Raw genomic sequence first — 19,752 nt, 5'->3', positions numbered from 1 at the left:
TACCATGCTGGGTCGCATGGCCCGGACAACGTCATCATTCCGGCGTGCTCGCGTTCGCCGCTTCGCGCGGCGGCTGATGATCGTGCTGCTCCTGCTCGGCGTCGTCGCGGGTTGGGGATGGTGGGCCATCGAGTCCGATCCCCGCTGGTGGGCGCCCCCCAGCCGCACCGACGCTTCCGTGCGCGAATCGGGCGGACGCACCGAGATGTTCGTGCTCGAACAGCTCCACAAGATCCGTGAACCGGACGACGCCTGGCGATTCCGCCTGCGCAACGAGGACATGAACGCCTGGCTGGCGGCCAACCTGCCCGGATGGATGGAGCACGAAACGGGCGAGCCCTGGCCGGAAGGCGTCAGCGTGCCGCAGGTGTCGGCCGGCCTCGACGGACTGCACGTGGGCATTCAGGTGATGGATCGTCTTGGCGGGCGTGTGCTCACCCTGCGCGTCACGCCGACCATCGACGAGGGGCAGTTGCGTCTCGTCACCGACCGCGTCGCCATCGGGCGGCTGGCCATTCCCGGCTTCGCGGCCGATCGCGTGCTGTCGGCCCTGCGCGGCGCCTTGGGCGAAGAGGTGGAGGAGGACGATCTCACGTTCCTCACCGACCTCTTCTTCGGGCGTCAGACCATCGAGCCGGTCATCGAGCTCGCCGACGGGCGGGTGGTCGAAGTGTTCGCCGTCGAACTGGAGCCCGATGGCGTGCTCTTTACCTGCCGCACCAGGCCTGACGGAAGTCCGCGTGACCACGAGCGCCGGAAGGCCGCGGAGCGCACCTCGCCGCCGGGGTGATCGAGCCGCCCGGTCGCTACGATGCGGCCATGATCCGGCGTCACTGGCTCGACTGGTCGCAACCCTGCCTGCCGCAGGCGGGCGCGTGGCTGCTCGACCACGCGGACACGCCTGGAGAACTGGGCGAGTGGCTGGTGGTGACGCCCGGCGCCCGGGCCGGACGGCTGCTGCTGCGAACGCTGCTGGAAGCGTCGCGGGACCGGTCGATCCCGCTCGCCCCGCCCCGCGTCGTCACCCCCAGCGCGCTGGCGGAGGCGGCGCTGGGCTTCGATCGCCCGGTCGCCACCCACATCGAGCGCGTGCTCGCGTGGATGCACGTGCTGCGAACGCGGCGCGACCTGGCCCGCGGCCTGATGCGCCGCCCGCCTGACGAGTCGGACCACCCCGGGTGGCACGAGATCGCCACGATGCTGGCCGACATTCACCGCGAACTGGGCGGCGAACAGGTCGCCTTCGACCGCGTGATCCAGGCCTGCGAGGAACTCGCTCTCGACGCCGAAGTGACGCGCTGGCGGACGCTCGACGCCCTGCGCGCCGGAGTGATCGAGCACCTCGCCGCGTGCGGGCTGGCGGATCCCGATGAGGCGGTAATGGAGCGGTTGTCGCGTGGCGGCTCCCGGTCGACGCGGGAAACACCGCAGCCCGCGCGGCTTGTCCTGCTCGGCGTGGCGGAACTGACTCGCGTGCAGCGGGCCGTCGTGACCGCGTTCGCGGACCGCGCCGACGCCCTGATCCACGCACCGCCGTCGCTCGCGGATCGCTTCGATGATCTCGGCTGCGTGCGCCCCGAGCCGTGGGCCGAGGCGACCATCGACCTGCCGCGCGAGTCGATCATCCTGTGCGACCGACCGCGCGACCAGGCGCAGGCGGCGATCCGGACCCTCGCCGCCCTGTCGAGGCGCACCGACGGATTGCGCCCGGACCAGGTCATCATCGGGCTTGGCGATGAATCGCTGGGCGAACCCATCTCGCGCGCCGCGGAGGAGGTGGCGGCCATCAGCCATCAGCCATCAGCCGTCGGCCGTCAGCCGAACACTGAATGCACACAACCCCTGTTCATCCATCTCGCGCCCGGCACACCGCTGGAGCGCACCGGACCGTGGCGCCTGCTCGATGCGCTGCAGCGCTGGCTGGCGGAACCGCGCTTCGCGCACCTCGCCGCGCTGGTGAGGCATCCGGACATGGAGCGCTGGCTGAATGGTGAGTTGTCCGCCGTCGGCCGCGGGGGTGATCCGGGGGACGACCAGGAAGACGAAGCCGCTACGGGAGTGTCGCACGACCACAACACCGATGAGACGCCCCGCCGCCCCGAGCGCCGCGGCATCCTGTCGCTCCTCGACCAGTCATTCTCCGATCACCTGCACGATCGGCTGGATGGCCAGCCCCCGGGCGATGACGCGACGCAGCATCGCCTGCGGTGCGTGCGCGAGGCGGTCGCCTCGCTCAGCGCATCGATCGACGGCCCCCCCGCCGCGCTCGGCGACTGGACCGGCGCCATCATGACCGTGCTCAACCGCGTGTATGTCGGGTTCGACCTCGACCCGACCACGCGAGCCGCTGGCGACGCGATCCGCGACGCGTGTCGATCGCTGCGTCAGATTCCGAACTTCCTGCAGGCGCGGGTCTCCGGCGCCCAGGCGCTGCGGCTGGCGCTGTCAATCGCGGCGCGTCAGTCGGCGCCCTGGCCCGTGCGGGCCGGGCAGATCGACGCGGTGGGCTGGCTGGAGCTGCACCTCGACCCGTCGGAGCACGTCATCGTCACGGGGTTCAACGACGGGCGCGTGCCCGCGGCGGTCACCGCCGATCCCTTCCTGCCCGACGGACTGCGCGGGCGGCTGGGTCTGCTCGACAATCGCCGCCGCCTGGCGCGCGACGCCTACCTGCTGGAGGCGATGCGTCGATCGCGCGCGTCCTTCACCGTGATTCTCGGAAGGCACGACGCTCAGGGCGAGCCGCTTCCGCCCAGCCGCCTGCTGCTGGCCGTGCCGCCGCAGGAGCTGCCCCAGCGCGTGCTGCTGCTGACGGACGGGGCTCACGCGCGGTCGTGGCCGGCGCCGCTGGGCGCGCCGCGGGCCGGCGCCGGTTCGGCTTTCGTCGTGCCCGACCCCCCCGCGGGTCCGATTCACGTGCCGCGTCTGCGGGTCACGCAGTTCAAGGCGTATCTCGCCTGCCCCTACCGCTTCTGGCTCGGGCAGATGCTGGGGCTGAAGGAAGCGGGCGACCGGGCGGATGAACTCGACCCGCTGCACTTCGGCTCGCTGCTGCACGGCGTGCTTCGGCTGGTGGGCGAGGACCAGGCGCTGCGTCACGCCACCCGCGCCGAGCCCATCGCCGAGGCGCTGCGCGAGGCCCTTCGAGAACGCGCCCGCGCGACCTATGGTGACGACCCCATGCCCGCGGTTCGGGTGCAGCTGGCGCGCCTGACGCAGCGGCTGGAGGCCTTCGCCCGCGCCCAGGCGGCCCATCGGCGCGATGGGTGGGAGATCGAGTGCGTCGAGTTCCCACTGCCCGACAACGCGGTGCTGGACGTGCCCGGACAGGAGCCGATGCCCCTCACCGCCCGCATCGACCGCGTCGATCGCCGCGGCGAAGAATGGCTGCTCATCGACTACAAGTCGTCGGAATCGGGTGAGAAGCCCGAACGCACCCACGGCCCGCGGCGCGACGGTCGGTGGACCGACCTGCAGTTGCCCTTGTATGAACACCTGTACCGGACGTTCGTCCAGCCCGGGGCGACGCCCCAGTCCACGCGGCTGGCCTACTTCGTGCTGCCCCGCCGGCAGGATGACGCCGGGCTGCTCGTGGCCGAGTGGTCGCCGCAGGAACGGGCCGACGCGGTGGAGGAAGCCCGGCGCATCGTGAAGGCGGTGCGGGAAGGCCGGTTTCCGATCAGCCGCACGCCGCCCTCGCCCGACCCCTTCGCGGCGATCTGTCACGCCACGGTCTTCGCCGCCGTCACCGAGGACGACGCGGATGACGAGGAGGCCGCCGGCCCGGAGGGGGACGAGCCATGAGCGCTTCCGCATCCGCCCGCGGCGCCGGGCACGTGAGCATCCTGGCCTCCGCGGGTTCGGGCAAGACATACCGGCTCAGCAGCCGCTACCTGGCGCTCCTCGCGGCCGGGGCGCGTCCGGGCTCGATCCTCGCCACCACCTTCACCCGCGCCGCGGCGGGCGAGATCCGCGACCGCATCCTCGCCCGCCTGGCCAGGGCGTGCGTGGATGAACGCGAGCGCGACGCGCTGGCGGCCTCGATGCAGGTCGAACTCGATGACGGGCCGCACCCGGACCTGTCGCCCGCGCGCCTGCGCGGTCTGCTCGGATCGCTGACGCGCGACCTGCACGCCCTGCAGGTGCGCACCATCGACAGTTTCTTCGCGGGCATCGTGCGCTGCTTTGCGCTCTCGCTCGACCTGCCGCCCGCGCCTGACATCGTCGAGGGCGAGCGCGAGCGCCTGCTCACGCGCGACGCCATCCGGCTGATGCTGGCCGACGGCGACTCCCAGCGGCTCATCGACCTGCTGCGCGAGTTCATCGAAGGCCGGGCCGACCGGGGCGTGATGGACGAGATCGAGCGCGCCGTCACGGGCCTGCACGGGCTTTTCGTCGAGGCCCCGCGCCAGGCATGGGACACGATTCCACACACGTCGACGCTGGATGACGAGGCGCTGCGGCGCGCCGTCGCGTCGCTCGAGGCGGCCGGCGAGCACGCCGCGCATCCCGACAAGCGTCACCGCGCCGCGCTGGAGAAGAACCTGTCGCAGCTGGCCGCCTGCGCCCCCGGGCTGGCGGATGACTGGGCGACGTTCCTCAACAGCGGTCTGGCGAAACCCGTCGCGCTCCGCGAAGCGGTGTACTACCGCAAACCCATCGACCGCCTGCTGGTGGACGCCTACGCGCCGCTCATCCGGCACGCGCGGGCCGTGGTCCGCAACGCCATCCGCTCGCGCACCCTGGCCACGCGCGACCTGCTGGAGCGGTACGACGCCGCCGCCCTGGACGCGAGGCGGGCGGCGCGGGCCATCACCTTCGGCGACCTGACCGCGGCCATCGCCGGGCGCGCCGATTCCCTGGAACTGAACGACATCTACTTCCGGCTCGACGCCCGCGTGCAGCACCTGCTGCTCGATGAGATGCAGGACACCAGCGTGGAGCAGTGGCGGGCCCTCATGCCCATCGCCCGCGAGGTGCTGGCCACCTACGACGGCTCGCGCACCTTCTTCTGCGTGGGCGACGTCAAGCAGTCCATCTACGGCTGGCGCGACGCGGCGCCCGACCTGCTGGAGCGACTGCCGGACCTGTTCCCGTCCATCCGGTCCGACTCGCTGGACAGGTCGTGGCGCTCTTCGCCGGTGGTGATCGACGCGGTGAATCGCGTCTTCACCGCCGTCGCGTCGAATCCCGTGATGGCCGAGTTCGCCGAGGCCGCCGCCGCGTGGGACGCGACGTTCCACGAGCACGCCGCCGTGGAGAAGAACCGGCGTCTGCCCGGGCGCGTGGAGCTGCGCGTCTGCCGAGCCGTGGAAGACAGTGAACGGGCTGAGCCCGCGCGACTGCGACAGGCGGCGGAACTGGCGCGCGACCTGCACCGGCGGCAACCCGAACTCTCGATCGGCGTGCTGACGCGATCCAACAAGGCCGTGGGCCGGATTCTCAACGAACTCACCTCGATGGGCGTGCGCGCCACAGGCCGGGGCGGCGGCCCGCTCACCGACGCCGCGCCCGTCAACGCCGTGCTCGACGCCCTGCGCCTGGCGGAGCATCCCGATCACACCATCGCGTCGTTCCACGTGGGAAGTTCGCCCCTGTGGACGGTGCTGCATGGGGCGTCATCAGCCGCCAGCCGCCTGCCATCTGCCGGGGGTGAGCAGGAGATCGGAGATCGGAGATCGGGGGCCGACGGTCAGACGCCCACGCCGACAGGCGACGACCGGCCGCCGGCGGCTGATTCGCCGCTGAGCACTCAGCACGCACCACGCGGTGCTCGCAGCGCGGCGCTCCCCTCTCCCGCCCGCGCCGCGGCGCTCTCCCGCCACATCCGACGCCTGGTGCTGGAGCACGGCCTGGCGCGCACCATCGCCCGCTGGGTGCGGCTGCTGGCGCCATCGTGCGACGCCCGCGAGCTGCGGCGTCTGCACGAGCTGGTCGAACTGGCCGCCGCGTTCGACGCCCGGCCCACGCCGCGACTGGACGACTTCATCCGGCTGGTCGAGACCACCGCCGTCGCCGATCCCATGTCGGCGCGCGTGGAGGTGATGACCATCCACAAGTCCAAGGGACTGGAGTTCGACCTGGTCATCCTGCCCGATCTTGATGGCCGGCTGATCCGCACCGACAACGCGCTGGTGGCGGTGGAGCGGTCCGGGCCGGGCGGGCCGGTCACGCGCATCACCCGCTGGGTGTCGGAGGATCAGTGGGGGCACTTCGATGACCTGCGGACTCTGCACGAATCCACGAAGCAGCGGCTGGCGCGCGAGTCGCTCGCCGTGCTCTACGTGGCGATGACGCGGGCGATCGGCGGACTGTTCATGCTGATCGACGGCCCGGTGAAGCGCGCCCCGAAGTGCTCCCACGCCGCCCTGCTGCTGGCGGCCCTGGCCCCGGACCGCGGGCGCAAGCCGGGTGAACTCGTGCATGAGTCAGGCGACCCCGGCTTCCTCGATCACCTGGCGCGCGCGAGGGCGACTCGGGAACCGATGGCGGCGTCTCCCGACGCGCTCGACGAGGCGAGTACGGCGATTCCGCTGGCGCCCCCCCGACGCGCCGCCGTCGCGTCCGCCGCCAGCCCTTCCGCGGAGACGGAAACGCTCGTCCCCCCGTCCACGAGCGCCGAGCCGTTCCGCCTGCCGGATCAGGATGCCCTCGACCTCGGCACCGCCATGCACGCGATGTTCGAGCAGGTCGAATGGATCGAGGATGGAGTTCCGGAAGACGCCGTGCTGCGGCGAATCGTGGCGCGAGTCCTGCCCCGGCGCGGCGAAGCGTGGATTGATCGGTCGATCGCCTCGTTCCGCGCCGCGCTGGAGAAGCCGCCCGTGCGCGGGGTGCTGGAGCGAGCCGTCAGCCATCAGCCGTCGGCCGTCGGCCCGGAACCGGGAACCCGGAACCCGGAAGTCGCGGCTCACCCCGCCGTCCGCCGCGTCTGGCGCGAGCGGCGGTTCGTGCGCGAGCACGACGGCGTCATCCAGCAGGGCACGATCGACCGACTGGAAGCGACGCAGGACGAGGCGGGCCGATACGTGGCGGCGCGGGTCATCGACTTCAAGACCGACGCCGTCGATGCGGCGGAAGCGACCGCCCACGCCGCCCGCTACCGGCGGCAGATGCTGGACTATCGCGCCGCCGCCGCGTCGCTGCTGGGGATCGACGAATCCGCGGTGGGTCTGGTGCTGGTCTACGTCCATCCGGGCGTCGTGACCCCGGTGACGTAGGACCAACAGCAGGCGCTGCTCACGCGGCCATCGCGTGCGCCAGTCGGGCCAGTTCGTGCGTCACGACGCCTTCGCCCACGGTGTCCACGGCCTCGCACAGATCGGCGAAGCGCACCGCCTGACGGAATCGCGGCACGCCGCCCAGCTGCCAGAGGACGATGGCCCCCTCCACCGCGTCCTCGCCGATCAGGCCGTTCCACTGCTGACGCTGGGCAAGGGCGAAGAGCGCCCGGTCGATGGATGCCTCGACCACCGGGTCGGGCGCGGCGCCGGACTCGACCCGCTGGCGCCGATGCTCGATCAACCCGCGCAGAGCCGCCGCGGTGGCGGCCGGCGAGACCGGCTCCGCCCCTGACGCCGCCGCGCTCGCCCGTGACCCGCCGGGGAATGCGAACGACCCGCTCACGCCGCCGACCGATCCGACAGGCCGGTCACCCTCCGGCGTCGAGGTGAGGGTGTGCCGATCACCCGACTCCGGCGGCGCGTCGCTCTCAGCCGCTTCCCCTCCGAAGAGGCCGTCGGCGCGCTGCAGGTGGATGATCCGCGTGGCCAGATCCGCCGCCAGGGGCGTAGGGCCGTAGGTCAGCTCCACCACGCGCTGCAGCGCGAGCCCCAGCGCGGCGGGCGGCTGGGCCTGCGGCGCGCCCAGACGCAGACGCACCGACAGGTTGCCGCTGCGACCGCTGGTGAGCACGCGGTCGATCAGCCGCTCGTAGGCACGGGCGTCGACCAGGTGCCGAATCTGCGGAATGCTGAGCATGGCTGGCTCCCGAACCGCCATTCGGGCGGTATCTGTTCGGTATTGTGCCGCAGCCGCGACACCCGGTCAAGTCCCGAACGACATGTTTTTCAGGTTTTTGTTCGGCATGGGCGCAAGGCCACGGATCGACAGGGATGGGCAACGCATGAAGCGGACTTTCGCTGCGGTCCTGCCACAAGCGTCAGACGAGCACGGCATCCGAAAGCCCCGCGGCTCTCCCGCGCGCCCGAAAGTCCCTTCCTCCCGCTCCGAACAAGGTTACGAAGCGCTCGGACTGATTGACGCGGCGCGGCTGGGGACGCACAATCACGCTCGCACCCTGACGGAAGGTCCACCATGTCCACCTACGCTCCCGGCCCGTACGGTCCGCCCGCCGCGTATGCCCCCCCGTCCAACGGCCTGGGCGTGGCGGCGTTCGTCTGCTCGCTGATCGGGCTGTTCACGGGCGGGCTGCTCTCCCCGATCGGGCTGATTCTGGGGCTGGTCGCCCTGGGCCGCCCGCCCCGCGGCCTGGCCATCGCCGGCGTGGTGCTGGGCTTCCTGGGCACGTGCGGCGGACTGATCCTGTTCCTGATCTTCGGGGCCGCCCTGCTGGCGATCCTGGGCATCGGGGTGCTCGCCTTCACGCTGGCCAACGCGGAGAAGGTCGAGGTGTCCGCCGACATGGCCCAGATCGCGGCCCAGGTGCTCGATTACCGCGAGAAGAACGACGGGGTGCTGCCCGCCACGCTCACCATCCTGCACGGACTTCGAGCCGACGCCCTGGTGGACCCGTGGGGTCGCACCTATCGCTACATTCTCGACGACGAGCTGGACATGGGCTTCGACGTGATCTCCGACGGCGAGGACGGACGCCCCGAGACGCTCGACGACATCCGCCTCAGCCGCCTGGGCGAGGTCTGGGGCCTCGATGGGAACGTCTCGGTCTCGGGCGGCGAGGGCGGCGCCGTCCAGCTCCGCGTGGGCGACAAGCGCATCAACATCCGCGGCGGGCGCGACGGCGGCTCCATTACCGTCGACGTGGATGGCCAGACGCACCGCATCGGCGGCGATGGCCAGACCCATGCCGGAGAAACCGGCGCCAGTGGGGACGATGCGAACAATCAGTAGGCCGCGCCGCCGGGAAGCCGCGCCCCGTGGTCAGAACAGCAGCTGCAACTGCACGCGGACGACGTACTGTCCTTCGCTGCCGGCGGCGTCGGTGCGCCAGCCGGCGATGTCGGTGTCCCAGGCGGAATCGATCTCGCGCATGCTGTAGCCCACGTCCACGGTCAGCTTGGCGTCGTGCCCGTCGATGTAGTAGTTCACGCCCGCGGTGATAATGGAGAGGGTGTCGAAGAAGGTGTCGGCGAGGTTGGTGGTGAGCTTGCCCCACTCGTATCGCCCGAAGACCTCCCACTTGGGCGTGATGTACACGCCGCCCTGCACCACGAAGCCGTAGCCCTTCACGTCGAAGGTGGGCGTCTCGATGCGGTGCTCGATCCACGCGGCGTAGAGGTTGGCGCCGCCGAACTCCGCGGAAAGATCAACGGTGTAACCCCACCAGTCCTCCTCGGTGCGCGAGGCGGCGGCTTCGCCGTGCTCGCCCTTCTGGTAGAAGGCGGCGGCGCCCAGCATCAGAGCGAAGGGTTCGCCGATGGGGCTGGTGAAGTCGGAAAACTGGTCCCACGCCCCGGCCAGTTTCCACTCGCCGCGACCATGCACGGCGAACTCCACGTCCGCCAGCAGGGCGTTGGTGTTGATGGCCTTGCCGCCCGGCTCGATCAGGCCGAAGCCGCCCACGCTGTCGGTGCCGCCGTCGCCGGTGACGAAGGAGAAGCGGAAGTGCTCGCCCGCGAAGGCCATCTCGACGCCCTGGGTGCGTCCGAGGTTGAGCGACTCGTTGAGCACCGTGCGCTCCACCGCCAGCTGATAGGCGCTGGAGACCAGCTCCTCGCGGTTGAAGGGCGCCTTGAACTGACCGGCCCGGATCGACCAGTCGTTGTTCATCTGCCAGCGCACCCAGGCGTCCTGCAGGAAGAACAGCCCCGTCACCAGCTCCGGCTCGTTGCGCGTCACGTCCATGCGCACGAGATAGGTGAGGTCGGGATTGAACACGTGTCCGCGGAAGGTGAGCTTGGTGCGGGTGTTCTCGAAGCCCTGCCGCCATCGGTCGGGGTCGTTGGTGTGATTGAAGAGCCAGCGGAACTGCATCTGTCCGTCGATCTTGAGCAGGAAGCGCCCGTCGGCGGAGCTCATGAAGAAGTTCTCGTCCCACCCGGCGGTCATGCCGCCCTGCAGGAGCGACTCGCGCGTGCCGGCGTCGTTGAGCACGTCCGACACGAGGGCCCTGATCTCCTGCGCCCGGCGCTCGGTGAGCCACTGCTCATCGTTCATGCCGCGAAGGGTGGCGACCTCGGCCTGCAGGGTGCGAATCTCCTCGCGCTGCCGACGGACCTCGTCGAGCAGCTGGCGCACGTCGTCGCCGGTGGGGGGTTCGGCCCAGGCCAGCGCCGCGGGAATGGCGGCCGTCGCCGCGAACAAGGCCGGGATTGCGAACTGTCGCGCCTTCGCCTGTCGGCTCATCCGTGCTCTCCTGCCGGTCGCCCCGGCCCGTGGGCATCGCGCCGCGCCGGAAGTGCGCGGCATCGTGGGTCATATCGGCAGGGGCGGGCCGAATCGTCCAAAGTCGAGCGGCCCACGGGTGGGAAGGTCGGTGAGGGAAAAAAGAAGTCGGCCGGCCCGTGGGGGCCGGCCGACTGAGTCGTCGGAACCTCATTCGGATGTGGGTCAACCCGTGGCCGAATGAGACTCGCCGGGTGGATGACCCTCTCAGCCGTCAGCGGCTCGATCAGAAGAGCAGCTGGAGCTGGGTGCGGATGACGAACTGACCGTCCTCGTCAGCGCCGTCGGCCCGCCAGCCCTCGCGACCGTCGGAGTTGGCCAGCCAGGCGGCCTCAACGGGCTCGAAGGCGTAGCCGAAGTCCGTCGTCCACTTGATCTGGTGCTTCGAGAAGTACTTGTTGAAGCCGATGGTGGCGATCATCAGATCCTCGGAGGTGAGATCATCCGAATCGCCCCACTCGAAGCGGCCGAAGAGCTCGACATCGTCGGTGAGGAAGATGCCGCCCTGGACCAGGAAGCCCCAGGGGTTGGCGTCGATGCCGTTGTCGTTGTCGAGGTCGGTCCAGATGACCGCGGCGTACAGGTTGGCGCCGCCGAACTCGAGAGAGGCGTCGAGGGTCAGACCCAGGACTTCGAGCTCGTTGGTGGCGGCGGTGCCGTACTCAGCGCTCTGGTAGTGAGCGGCGAAGCCCAGCATGAAGCCGAACTCCTCGCCCTTCCACGACGTGAAGTCGTTGAACTGGTTCCAGTTGCCGGCGAAGAGGATTTCGCCGCGACCGGAGAACGACCACTCGGTGTCGTAGGCCATCGCCGCGCCGTTGGCGCTGCGGGCGCCGTCGTTGTACGACAGAGCCATGCGGAAGTTGTCGCCCGTGTAGTGGAGCATGATGCCCTGGGTCATGCCGGCGGTGAAGGCGCTGTTGAGCACCGACCGCTCGACCGCCAGCTGCATGCTGCTGTGGACGAGTTCCTCGCGCAGGGCCGGCGACCGGAACTGGCCGACCTTCACGCCCCAGCCGTTGTCGTAGTTGTAGTTGATCCAGGCGTCCTCCAGGGTGAAGGAGCCGCCGCCGCCGTTGCGGCTGTTGAAGTCGCCCTCGACCTTGTAGGTCCAGGCGGGGTCAACCACGTGGCCCCAGAACACCAGCTTGGTGCGGGTGTTCTCGAAGCCGGAACGGCTGGTGTCTTCCGACGCCTCGTCGTCCTGGTTGCTGTACATCCAGCGGAACTGGAGCTGCCCGCCGATGTTCAGACGGAACTTGCCATCGCCGCTGGCCAGGAAGAAGTTGTTGTCCCAGCCCGCCGTGCCGCCCTGGAGCAGCGAGGTGCGGGTGTCGGCATCGGCCAGAACGTCCTGCACGAGGGCGCGGATTTCGGTCGCGCGCTGCTCGGTCAGCCAGTTCGAGCCCTCCTGGGCCTTCAGTTTCGCCAGCTCCGCCTCCATCTGGGCGACGCGGGCACGCAGATCCTGGTCCGTCGTTTCCGTGCCGGCATAGCTGGCGCCAGTGAGCGTCAGCGCAGCGGCACCGGCCACGAGGCCAACTCGCTTCGTCAGACTCATTCTTGGACTCTCCTTGTTACCTGTCCGGATGCCCGCACCACCCGGTGCCTCGGCATCCACATCATCCACCCGTTCGACTTCCACTCGAGCCACCAAGGCCCGAATCGAACGTGCTTGAAGCATTATCGGCAGATTTCCGCCGATTCCACGACGCGAAGATCATACCGAGGTCAACACGCCAGACCAGCGAACGCAAACAAAACCCACCAAAAATCTTGACGATTCGCGTTCAGACCTCGGGCCGTTGCCGTAAACCATTGCAAGGACCAATCTTGCGGAAACTGCGCCGACCGACCGACGCGACCTGCACGTCCCCGGGATCGTCAGTTGTCCACAGGTCAGTCCCGATAACTCCGCTCCACAATTTTCTGAGATTTGCCTTCCCCACCCGCCCCAATCCCCCATCACGGGGGGTCGCGCCGGGTCGATGCCGGGACCGCCGACCCGCGGCCGGATGATCGCGCCCGCGTCACCGACGCCGCCACGTCCAGATGCTCCATCGCTTCCGACACCGAACCCACCGCCACCACCTCCACGTCCTTCACGCGAGGCAGATCGCGGACCGAACGCGGCGTCAGCACCCGCCGATACCCCAGCCGGGCGCACTCCATGAGCCGTGCTTCCATCGACGGCGCTCGCCGCACTTCCCCGCCCAGCCCGACTTCGCCCACGACAGCGGTCGGCGTCTCCCCGGCGCCGATCGCCCGACCCTGAAACGCCCCCGCGATGGCCAGGCAGAGCGCCAGATCCGCGGCCGGCTCCGCCACTTTCAGCCCGCCCGTGGTCGAGACGAAGACGTCCTGATCCGCCAGCCGCAGGCCGCCGTGCTTCTCCAGCACCGCGATGAGCATGGCCAGCCGGTTGACATCCAGCCCGGAGGCCTTCCGCCTCGCGTTACCCAGGAACCCCGGCGCGGTGAGCGCCTGCACCTCCACCAGCAGGCAGCGGGAGCCGTGCATCGCCGGGCAGACGATCGAGCCGGGCCGCGGCCCCTGCCCCAGGTCATGCAGAATCGCCCCCGGCTCGACCTCCCTCAGTCCCGAACCGGTCATCTCGAAGAGCGCGACCTCCAGCGTGGCGCCGAAGCGGTTCTTGATCGCCCGCACCACCCGGTGCGCGTGATGTCGATCACCCTCGAAGGACAGCACCGTGTCCACCAGGTGCTCGACCAGTTTCGGCCCGGCGAGGATGCCTTCCTTTGTGACGTGCCCCACGAGGATCACCGCCATGTCCGACACCTTGGCCAGATGGACCAGCTCCAGGCAGCAGCGCCGAAGTTGCGCGACCGACCCCGGGGCGGCCTCCAGGTCCGGACGGTGAATCATCTGGATCGAATCCACGATGACCACCGCCGGGTTGACTTTCCGCACCTGCTCGATGATGCGGGCCAGGTTGGTGTCCGCCAGCAGATAGAGGTTGTCGAGACCTGACAACCCATCCTCTGTCTCCTCTGAGTGGGGCAGGCGTCCCCGCCTGCCTTCCTTTTCCCCATCACCATCACCAAACAAACGCTCCGCCCTCAGCCGCGTCTGATAGGCCGACTCCTCACTGCTGACATAGAGGATGGATCTCCCCGCCGAGCGCGACTTCCCCGGACCCTCCCCCGGACTCTCCGCCAGCCGCGCCGCCGCCTGAAGAAGCAGCGTCGACTTGCCGATGCCGGGGTCGCCCCCCACCAGCACGGCGGACCCCGGCACCAGCCCGCCGCCCAGCACGCGGTCCAGCTCGCCGATGCCCGTCGAGAGCCGCGATACCTCACCCGCCTTCACCGCGGTGAGGGGCTCGGCCACGGGAGGGCGCGCCGCGCGATCATCCGGTTCGCCGGTTGCCTCATCCGCGAGCATTCCGCTTGCCCCGGACTTCGCGGCCTTCGGCTCAATGTACTTCTCCAGCGCATCCCACGTGCCGCAGTCCGGGCACTTGCCCATCCACTGGGCTTGCACACCGCCGCACTGGCGGCAGAGGTAACTGACGCGTGGCTTCGCCATGCGGGGAATGTAGCCGAACACCCCGCGACTGGGACGGTTGATCCTCATCAATGCGCCGGCCGCGACACAACGCGCCCGCGCGGGGCGAGACGACCCCCGCCCACCCCCATCGTCCGGCTAGAATCGCCGCTCCCCTCCGTTTCACCGCTCACACCCGGTCGGCGGGCACTCGATCCCTCTCGTCGCAATCATCGACCATGCACCCAGCCCCGAAACTCAACCCCGACGCCATCAAGGTCATCCTCGCCACCGACTGCGGATCGACCACCACCAAGGCCATCCTCATCCAGTACGTGGATGGGCACTACCGCCAGACCCATCGCGGCGGGTTTGCTGCGGGACACGACCCGTCCTGTCGCTCATTTTGACCAGAACGGCGCGGGAGGCAGCAGGGCATGTTCGTCAACCGTGAACATCGCCAAGGCCTCCTTCATGGTGCGATCATCGTCCTGGGCGCGCCGACTTCCCAATGCGTTGATCCGCAGAGTCAAGGCGGCTGATTCGAGGAGACCCGGATCGTTGGCGCTTCGAATCTCGTCATTGGAGTAGCGGATTTCGGCTTGCCGTTCAGCGATCTCGTGCGATTCAATTGCATAAAGCCGAAAGCGAGCAAGGCAGTTCGACTGAAGGCGGACAAGGGCGTCGCGCCGATCATCATCCAGCCACTCCATTGACAGAAGCGACTCGATGTACGACTTGGCCCGGGGCGGTGGCTGTTCGATGACGCGATCGTAATAGAGTGACTTGAATTCCTCGGCGCGTTGCGGCACGAGACTTGCGATGATCACGTTTTGAATCCGGATCTGGCAATCGTGGACACGCCTCGCCAATTCGTGTGCGGTTCGGAGGTTCTGAACGACCTGTTCGCGGAATCCGGGATCCGGCGAAACGGTGTCGACGTGGACACCCTGCTCATAGACTTTCATGGGCCGATTCGCTCGCTCGCGCCTTAACTCGAACCGCAGGACGCCGCGGGCCTGTTTGATCGCAAATTTACATTGCTCCACAATGGCGGCATCCAGCATCGACAGGTGCGATTGCAGAACCGCGGCGAACTGCTCCGGTGGCACCACCAGATCGGACTCGATCAGTTTCATATCTTCAACGAGCGATGAGAGGTCGAATCGGTCCCCGGGGTACCCGCTGCCGATCGCGAGCCAGCGCCTTCGGTGCAGCCACTCCAAGACAATCGGCCAGTACTCCTTCTGCGAGTCCGTCAGCAGGGACCTGACTTCGTCGACGAATCGCTGTTCAAGCGCCGCCTGCGCATCGGCGATCGACTCCAACTTCGCCTCGCGGTCCGCCAGCGGAATGAGCGCCTCGATGCGGTCTTCGCCCCTCAACTTCAAGAGCGCCTCGCAGTCCTCGGCCATTCTGGAAAAACCGCAGGCCTCCTCATGCTGCTCCCTGAACGCCAGCATGCGCGCCTGGTGCTCGGTGAAAAGATGCCTCGCCAGGATCGCCTGAGTTTCATCGAGCCGCGCCCGTTCGACGATCTCCTCGACGATCGCCGGTGTGAACCATGTCCGCAATGGCCGTTCGAGGTGAGGATGCCACGGGGAGTACATCGAACTCAACTGTGCGGTCGTCGTGGGGCTGTACAACGAAGCCAGCAGCAGGACACTCATGGTGATGATGGGCGGGGCGGCCGCTTTGGCCTGCGAGCCGGTCTTCGAACTCGCGCGCCGCTTGATCGCCTCCCACGTGCCTGGAGCGGCCACCAGTCCGATCAGCATCGCATTTCGCCACAGTGCAAATCCAAATGATTCTCCTCCGGCGCCCGCGAAGATCGCACCGAAACACCCACAGGTCGAGTGACCTGATCGCAACCGGAGTACGATCAAACCAGCTGTGAACACCATCAGGGTGACGAGCGTCGCCGTGGCGAGAGCTCGCGAATGAAGCCCCAATACACACGCTGCTCCGAGTCCAAGCTCGAGGCCGATGAGACTCGTAGCCGCCAACTCGACGTGCGTGCGAATCCCGACAGAAGAGATGGCACGGACCAAATCGCTCGCATCGACAAGTTTGGCGATACCCGCCAGCATGAGCACGACCCCAACGATGCCAAAGCACAGTCGGCATGGAAAACTGGCTCGAGATCTCCGAGGCGGTTCGGCCATCCTCAGCCCGTTCGTTCACAGTTTGCCGGCGCGGGAGTGCCGTAGATCGCGTTGACGCAGGTGACCTGGAGGTGATCCTCCTTGTACCACTCGATGATCTGGCCGGCTCCATCGCACCTGTACCACTGCTTCTGAGGGTGCCAAGGTTCGCCACCCTGCTCCTGCGTTGGCGTATCGATGCAGTTGACCTTGCCTTGCCCGACGAAGTCTGTGGAACAAACCTGCCTGGACTCCTGGTAAACCACCCACTGGTGCCCCCACGCCTCGGCGCAGATGAGTTCCGGACCGAACAGGTCTTCAGCCACGCAGCCACCCTGTTGCCACTTGACCAGATAGCAGCCGACGCCTGACCCCGGTGGCCCTTGCGCGGTCATGAAGGGAAGTGCGACGGCCAAGACGGGCGAGAGGTGCGCGACACGAGAGGTCAACATGATGAGTGCTCCTTCCTGCGGTGGATGAACCAGAAGCAGTAGAACACTGAGAGTGCCACGCCGACCGCGATCAGTTGCCGTTGAGACCGAACTGATGCGAGATCATCCTCTGTCATGCGGCCATTCCCAATCAGGCCGCCCCCCAGACGAGCCAAGGGTGGATCGTCCATGCCCTGAACGTCCGCATGGACTCTCATCACGTCGTGCGGCCGTGTTGGAAGAAGACGATTGCCAGGCGAGTGTTTGCGAAGCACGATTGTCCAGCGCATCGTCTCCCCGCCGGCGAGGATCTGATCGAGTGACCACCACGACGGCAACTCGTCTGCACCCGCGTTGGCTTGGAACGTCAAGCGCGCGTGCATTCCTTGGTCAGCGTGAATCGAGCGAAGTTCGACAACCCGCTTGCCGTCGCTCTTGGTCGATTCGGTCGCCTCAATCCTCAATCCACGGGTTGCATCACCCCACCGATGACGGAAAAATGCGCTCGGGTGCGTCGAGAGCCCGAACAACACATCGAATTTATCGATGTCGGCTTGGAAATTTGGATGCGGCGGATCATCTCGAAAACGAAAGATGACGTTGCGGCGGGGATCCCCGCGATACGCGAATTCCGAACTCCTTCCAAATACAGTGGCAGAGGGGGGGAACATCGGCGAGACTTCGGTATCCACGCGGTGGTAGAACTCGAAGTCCGCTCTACTCTCGCGGACGGGATCGTGGAACTGTCCCGCATACGTCACGGATCCATCCTTGTCCTTTCGACCCCAGATCAAGCCGTCGAAGTAGTAGCCCTTCGGCCTCGACGCCTCATCCATCGCGAGGAGTGATTCGCGAGTAACGGCGTCAAGTTCCCTCTCATCCGTTGAATCAACGAGTACCCGGAATCCGTAGAACTCGATCGCGATATCGGGACCGTTCGAGTCATCCGAGTGCGGCTGCGGTGCGGCGGCCTGAATCCTCGAAGTGTTCGTGATCGCGAACACCGCGATGACAGATGTGATCCGGAGTAGAAGCCGCTGGGGACGCATATCCTTCATTTTTAACCAGTTTAACAGGGGGTGGGCGGGGGGCTAGCGAAATCTGATAGAATCGGGAAAATTCTCTGATCTCCTCTGCGGAGCCCTCACCAGACGCCGTCTCAGAGGACGAGCGGGTTGGAACAGGTGTAGAATGATGACTTCCCCCTGTTTCCCTCTCCGCTCGCCGACCTTCAACGCACTCGCCTCCCCCATGTCCCACCCATCGCCGAACGTCAACCCCGACGCCATCAAGGTCATCCTCGCCACCGACTGCGGATCGACCACCACCAAGGCCATCCTCATCCAGTACGTGGATGGGCACTATCGCCAGACCCATCGCGGCGAGGCGCCCACCACCGTCGAGGAACCCTTCGCCAACGTCACCATCGGCGTGCTCAACTCGGTGCAGGAGCTGGAAGACCTCTCCGGGCGCAAGTTCATCGATGAGAACGGCCGGCTCATTCACCCCGCCAAAGGCAACGTGGGGTCGGACATCTACATCTCCACCTCCTCCGCGGGCGGCGGTTTGCAGATGCTGGTCGCCGGCGTGGTGCGGCAGATGACCGCCGAGAGCGCCAAGCGGGCCGCGCTGGGCGCAGGGGCGATCGTGATGGACGTGATCGCCAGCAACGACAAGCGCCGCCCGCACGAGCAGATTCAGCGAATCCGCGACCTGCGGCCGGACATGATCCTCGTCTCCGGCGGGACCGACGGCGGCAACACCACGCAGGTCGTCCAACTGGCGGAGTTGATCGCCCCCGCCAAGCCCCAGCCGCGCTTCGGCGCGCGGTACACCATGCCGCTCATCTACGCGGGCAACACCGACGCCCGCGAGGCCATCGCCCGCACCTTTGATGAGGGTGTGGAGCTGAAGATGGTCGAGAACCTGCGCCCCGTGCTGGAGCGCGAGAACCTCGGCCCGGCCCGCGACGCCATTCACGACCTCTTCCTCGAGCACGTGATGGCCCACGCCCCCGGCTACGACAAGCTCATGGCGTGGACGCATGCGCCCATCATGCCGACCCCCGGCGCCGTGGGCAACATCCTGCAGACCATCGCCCGCATGCAGGGCATCAACGTGGTGGGCGTCGATATCGGCGGCGCGACGACCGACGTCTTCTCCGTCTTCGAGGAGACCTTCAACCGCACCGTCTCCGCCAACCTGGGCATGTCGTACTCGATCTCCAACGTCTGCGCCGAGGCGGGCATGGCCAACGTGCTGCGCTGGGTCCATTTCGACATGGACGAGCGCGAGCTGCGAAACCGCGTCAAGAACAAGATGATCCGCCCGACGACGATCCCGCAGACGCGCGAGGCGCTCATCTTCGAGCAGGCCGTGGCCCGCGAGGCGCTGCGGCTGGCGTACATCCAGCACAAGGAGTTCGCCACCACCCTCAAGGGCGTGCAGCAGCAGCGCACCGTGGGCGACACCTTCACGCAGGCCAGCAGCGGCCAGACCATCGTGGACAACATGAAGCTCGACCTGCTGGTCGCCTCGGGCGGCGTGCTCTCCCACGCTCCGCGCATGCACCAGACGGCCATGATGCTCATCGACTCCTTTGAGCCGGAGGGCTTCACCACCCTCGCCAAGGACTCGATCTTCATGATGCCCCACCTGGGGGTGCTGGCCGAGGTCCACCCCAAGGCCTCGCTGGAAGTGTTCGAGCGTGACTGCCTGATCTACCTGGGCACCTGCATCGCCGCCAAGGGCGAGGGGAAAGCGGGCAAGCCCTGCTTCTCCTACGAGATCGGCGCCAGCCCCGGCTCACCGGCGGTTTCCGGCGAAATGCTCTTCGGCGATCTCAAACTCATTCCGCTGGCCGAGGGCCAGACCGTGAAAGTCGCCATCGAGCCGGCCAAGGGCTTCGACTTCGGAGCCGGCCCGGGCAAGCGCGTGGAGAAAATGGCCAAGGGCGGCACTGTGGGCCTGATCCTCGATGCCCGGGGCCGCCCGCTGCGTCTGCCCGAGGGCCGGGCCGAGTGCCAGAAGACGATGAGCGCGTGGGTGAAGGCGCTGGATCTGTATCCGGGCGGGTGAATCGGAAA

At 67.9% G+C, this 19,752-nt stretch carries 13 protein-coding genes; 6 read left to right on the top strand and 7 right to left on the bottom strand.

Features of this window, described 5'->3' with window-relative positions:
• Positions 1–16 precede the first annotated feature (16 nt).
• Genes HRU76_07990 through HRU76_07980 form a run of 3 tightly spaced genes read left to right on the top strand, consistent with a single transcriptional unit; the run spans position 17 to position 7,220 of the window.
• Positions 17–790 carry a hypothetical protein gene (locus tag HRU76_07990; GenBank protein QOJ17522.1) on the top strand — a complete coding sequence of 258 codons (774 nt, stop codon included), beginning with the start codon at positions 17–19 and terminating at the stop codon, positions 788–790.
• 29 nt (positions 791–819) lie between these two features.
• Positions 820–3,804 carry a PD-(D/E)XK nuclease family protein gene (locus HRU76_07985; GenBank protein QOJ17521.1) on the top strand — a complete coding sequence of 995 codons (2,985 nt, stop codon included), beginning with the start codon at positions 820–822 and terminating at the stop codon, positions 3,802–3,804.
• Positions 3,801–7,220 (top strand): UvrD-helicase domain-containing protein, encoded by a 3,420-nt coding sequence (locus HRU76_07980; GenBank protein QOJ17520.1) that lies wholly within the window; start codon positions 3,801–3,803, stop codon positions 7,218–7,220. Before HRU76_07985 ends, HRU76_07980 begins: the two co-directional genes overlap by 4 nt.
• A 19-nt stretch (positions 7,221–7,239) precedes the next feature.
• Here the strand turns inward: HRU76_07980 and HRU76_07975 are convergent, their stop codons facing one another.
• The gene (locus tag HRU76_07975; GenBank protein QOJ17519.1) at positions 7,240–7,980 is read right to left on the bottom strand and encodes a hypothetical protein; all 741 of its coding nucleotides are present in this window, start codon (positions 7,978–7,980) and stop codon (positions 7,240–7,242) included.
• Positions 7,981–8,316: 336 nt separating this feature from the next.
• Between HRU76_07975 and HRU76_07970 the strand changes: the two genes are divergently transcribed.
• On the top strand, positions 8,317–9,090 hold the full coding sequence (locus HRU76_07970; GenBank protein QOJ17518.1) for a type II secretion system protein GspG: 774 nt from the start codon (positions 8,317–8,319) through the stop codon (positions 9,088–9,090).
• A 30-nt stretch (positions 9,091–9,120) separates the two neighbouring features.
• On the opposite strand, the gene HRU76_07965 is transcribed toward HRU76_07970, so the two are convergent.
• The 3 genes from HRU76_07965 to radA all read right to left on the bottom strand — a co-directional run bounded on the left by HRU76_07965 (position 9,121) and on the right by radA (position 14,133).
• A complete protein-coding gene (locus HRU76_07965; protein QOJ17517.1) occupies positions 9,121–10,545 on the bottom strand; it encodes a hypothetical protein in 1,425 nt (474 codons plus the stop codon).
• A gap of 265 nt (positions 10,546–10,810) precedes the next feature.
• Complete coding sequence (locus HRU76_07960) at positions 10,811–12,145, bottom strand: hypothetical protein (protein ID QOJ17516.1); 1,335 nt, start codon at positions 12,143–12,145, stop codon at positions 10,811–10,813.
• Between the two features lie 404 nt (positions 12,146–12,549).
• Entirely contained in the window at positions 12,550–14,133 is a 1,584-nt protein-coding gene (gene radA, locus HRU76_07955; GenBank protein ID QOJ17515.1) for a DNA repair protein RadA, read from the bottom strand.
• Positions 14,134–14,330: 197 nt separating this feature from the next.
• Here radA and HRU76_07950 point away from each other — a divergent pair, with 197 nt between their 5' ends.
• Positions 14,331–14,501, top strand: coding sequence for a hypothetical protein (locus tag HRU76_07950; protein QOJ17514.1), 171 nt, complete (start codon positions 14,331–14,333; stop codon positions 14,499–14,501).
• Here HRU76_07950 and HRU76_07945 read toward each other — a convergent pair.
• The 3 genes from HRU76_07945 to HRU76_07935 all read right to left on the bottom strand — a co-directional run bounded on the left by HRU76_07945 (position 14,493) and on the right by HRU76_07935 (position 17,724).
• Complete coding sequence (locus tag HRU76_07945; GenBank protein QOJ17513.1) at positions 14,493–16,187, bottom strand: hypothetical protein; 1,695 nt, start codon at positions 16,185–16,187, stop codon at positions 14,493–14,495. The two genes, HRU76_07950 and HRU76_07945, sit on opposite strands and share 9 nt — an antisense overlap.
• Positions 16,188–16,258: 71 nt before the next feature.
• Entirely contained in the window at positions 16,259–16,561 is a 303-nt protein-coding gene (locus tag HRU76_07940; protein ID QOJ17512.1) for a hypothetical protein, read from the bottom strand.
• Positions 16,562–16,680: 119 nt separating this feature from the next.
• Positions 16,681–17,724: a hypothetical protein gene (locus HRU76_07935; protein QOJ17511.1), complete on the bottom strand. Its 1,044-nt coding sequence runs from the start codon at positions 17,722–17,724 to the stop codon at positions 16,681–16,683.
• 193 nt (positions 17,725–17,917) lie between these two features.
• On the opposite strand from HRU76_07935, the gene HRU76_07930 reads away from it, so the two are divergent.
• The gene (locus tag HRU76_07930; GenBank protein ID QOJ17510.1) at positions 17,918–19,744 is read left to right on the top strand and encodes a glutamate mutase L; all 1,827 of its coding nucleotides are present in this window, start codon (positions 17,918–17,920) and stop codon (positions 19,742–19,744) included.
• Positions 19,745–19,752: the final 8 nt, after the last annotated feature.

It is taken from the genome of Phycisphaeraceae bacterium, assembly GCA_015709595.1.
Classification (GTDB): Bacteria; Planctomycetota; Phycisphaerae; order Phycisphaerales; family SM1A02; genus CAADGA01.
Note: the sequence above shows the minus strand (reverse complement) of the source record. Positions and strands in the feature narration are given on the sequence as shown.